The following is a 2,325-nucleotide window of genomic DNA, read 5'->3' on the forward strand; positions in this document are numbered from 1 at the left end:
TTTTCAGTAGTTATTGCAAACAAGGGTGTAATTAAAATATCAACACCTGTCATAATTGTTTCCATTAATCCGCCTACTGTAGCTCCAAAACCGACTTTAACTGCATAGGTTGGAAAAAGTTGACTCATATTAGAAGCAAAAGTAATTGCTATGAAAAAGATTAGTGTAATTATAAACGATCGCGAAAAAATTATCTTTTTTGGATCTACTTTTTTGGCCAGATACCCCTTATCTGTTTTCCCTGTTTCATCATCACTTAGCCCATAAGGCTTCAATCCAATCATTTGTGGACTTGCTTTCATTAATAGTGCACATGGCACTCCTAATATTAGCGTCATCCAAGCAAGAATTAGCATTGTTTGTCTCCAACCACAAATATTGATGAGATAAGTTATCAGTGGTGTCATAATCAACAAATAAATAGTCGAAACAAATGACCCCATTGTAAAAGCAAAATTTTTTCTTTTAGCAAACCAATTATTAAGAACTATACCTTGGACTACAGTTCCACAAGTAGCACTACAAATTCCTACAACAATCGCAAGTAAGTATAACTCCCAAATTCGATTAATTTTTGAAAAGAGCCATATGCTTATAGTGCCAACTATAACGGCAGTAAGGGTAATTTTGCTCAAACTAATTCGGTCAATTACTCGATTAATTATTGGTAGCATTGCTGAAATTGAAAAGCTAATTAATGTGTAATACAGCGCTACTATTGACATTCTGCTATTCAAAGATTCTACTAACGGATTTAAAAATAAACTAAATAGTAAAGTGTAAGTATACTCAAGTAAGCTCATCAGCAGTCCAGATGCCAAGACAATTAACCACGGATAAATCCTAGCTAATTTGGACTCCCTAATGTTTTTTCCAATAAACATTGTTTAAAATTAAACAACTAATTATAAAGCGGCTTGTTGTCCAGCTAGTCTGCCAAAAGTCTGAGCATGACTAGCAGTTAAGCCTGGAACATGATCTGGATATGACCCCCAGAAAAATCCACCGCTAGCATTACCTGCAGCGTACAAATGTGGAATTGCGTTTCCTTGTGTATTAAGTACTTGCATTTTTGTGTTTACTCTAAGACCATCCAATGTCGCTAATAAGCGTCCACCATACACAGCACCATAATATGAACCTTCTGTAAGTGGCAGAAGTCTAAAGCTCTCTTTACCAAACTCTGTATCCTTACCCTGAGCACACATCTTATTATAGTTATCTACACTGTTTTTTAGATTTTCAACTGGTAAGTTTAGCTTCTTAGCCAGTTCTTCAACTGTATCTGCTTTTTGAACAAAGCCTTCTTTTATTCTAGTGTTTATTTCTTCTTTGTTTTCATCGGTATTATAAAAACCTGGCCAATTCAATCGTGCACAGCCTAAAGTATGGAACTGTTCTAAATTATCCATTGTTGCATCATTCCAAATCGCTACTTGCAAATAGCCTGGTTGCTTAGTTGCTCTATTCATATCAAATTCATAAGGAGCACTTTCGTTACCTACGCGGTCACCATTTAAGTTCAATTTCAAAAGTGGGTAGCTTCCCATCCAGAAATAACCAATATCTTCCCAAGACTTAACGTAATATTCATTTGTATTGGTTCCTACTGGCACAGACCCGCGATCAAAAATGATTTCAGCTGGTTCTTCATCACGCCAAGCACCGACTTCAACAGCCGCTAATTGACCAGAACCATCATCACGTGGACTATCGGAGTAAACATTTTTCTTCAAGCCAAGTGGATTCCATTTTTGCATTAAGGCCTCGTTTGAGCCATATCCTCCAGAACAAATAATGACACCCTTCTTAGCTTTGAACTCTTTTAATTCTGATGTCTTAGTGTTTTTTGTTAATACACCAGTTACAGTACCGTCTTCTGTGATTAGATGCTCTAATTTAGTTTGCCACAAAAATTCTGCACCAAGCTCTTTAGCTTTTTCTACGACCCAGTCTCCATAAAAGACATCCTCATGCTTATCATTGGTAACATCGTGTTCTGTAGGAAAAGCTGTATTAATTAAGGTCTGATAATGTGCGTCTGTTTCAGGATATAAGTGAGCACCATGAGGCTTTAAAACATTGTCTTCAAGCCAATCAACTGTAGAAGCACTATTATTAACCCATGTCCAAAGTAACTTTTGGTCAACGTTATCTTGGGCAAAAGCAGATAAGTAATTGATTAATTGATACTTATCAATTTCAATTCCTGCTTTTTTCTGTGTTTTTGTCCCGACCGCAGCAAGTGATAAGCGATATAAAAAGTTAGTACTTTTCATTTTATCAATTACTAAAACCTTAGCACCTTTTTCAGCAGCTGCACAT

2 protein-coding genes are annotated in these 2,325 nt (G+C 36.2%); both read right to left on the minus strand.

Translation table 11 applies throughout. The features are described 5' to 3' along the window. The coding region (locus tag CRG87_RS07675) for an MFS transporter (RefSeq protein ID WP_133125504.1) at positions 1-884 on the minus strand (884 nt) is incomplete at its 3' end. 21 nt (positions 885-905) lie between these two features. Beyond that, positions 906-2,325 (minus strand): FAD-dependent oxidoreductase (locus CRG87_RS07680; protein ID WP_101138730.1); only part of this gene is annotated, 1,420 nt, incomplete at its 5' end.

It is taken from the genome of Lactobacillus apis (assembly GCF_002837055.1).
GTDB lineage: Bacteria > Bacillota > Bacilli > Lactobacillales > Lactobacillaceae > Lactobacillus > Lactobacillus apis.